1 pseudogene is annotated in these 479 nt (G+C 64.9%); it reads left to right on the top strand.

The features are described 5' to 3' along the window. Nucleotides 1-27 precede the first annotated feature (27 nt). Nucleotides 28-459 (top strand): annotated as a pseudogene (locus tag AVT10_RS15420) (IS5 family transposase); the annotation flags it as partial. Between the last annotated feature and the right edge of the window lie 20 nt (nucleotides 460-479).

Genomic DNA, 479 nt, shown 5'->3' with positions numbered 1-479 from the left:
AGCCTCTTGACCTGAGAACTCCCATGTGAGGGGGGCCTTGGCCGCCTGATAGGCCGCACCAAGGGCGGCATGAACACCAAGCTCCATGCCGTAGCCGATGCGAACGGACGCCCCTTGAGCTTCTTTATGACCGCGGGCCAGGTCAGCGACTACACCGGTGCGGCAGCGTTGCTGGACGACCTGCCGAAGGCTCAGTGGCTGCTAGGTGACCGCGGCTACGACGCCGACTGGTTCAGGGATGCGCTCCAGGCCAAGGGCATCCAACCCTGCATCCCAGGGCGGCGGTCCCGCAACGAGCCGGTCAGGTACGACAAGCGCCGCTATCGGCGACGTAGCCGCATCGAGATCATGTTCGGCCGCCTCAAGGACTGGCGCCGCGTCGCAACCCGCTACGACCGCTGCCCGACCGTCTTCTTCTCCGCCATCGCCCTCGCTGCCACCGTCATCTTCTGGCTGTAATCAACGAGTCCTGACTCTAG

It is taken from the genome of Sphingomonas hankookensis, from assembly GCF_001619955.1.
Classification (GTDB): domain Bacteria; phylum Pseudomonadota; class Alphaproteobacteria; order Sphingomonadales; family Sphingomonadaceae; genus Sphingomonas; species Sphingomonas hankookensis_A.
The sequence above is the reverse complement of the archived record's forward strand: the minus strand, read 5'-3'. Positions and strand labels throughout refer to the sequence as shown.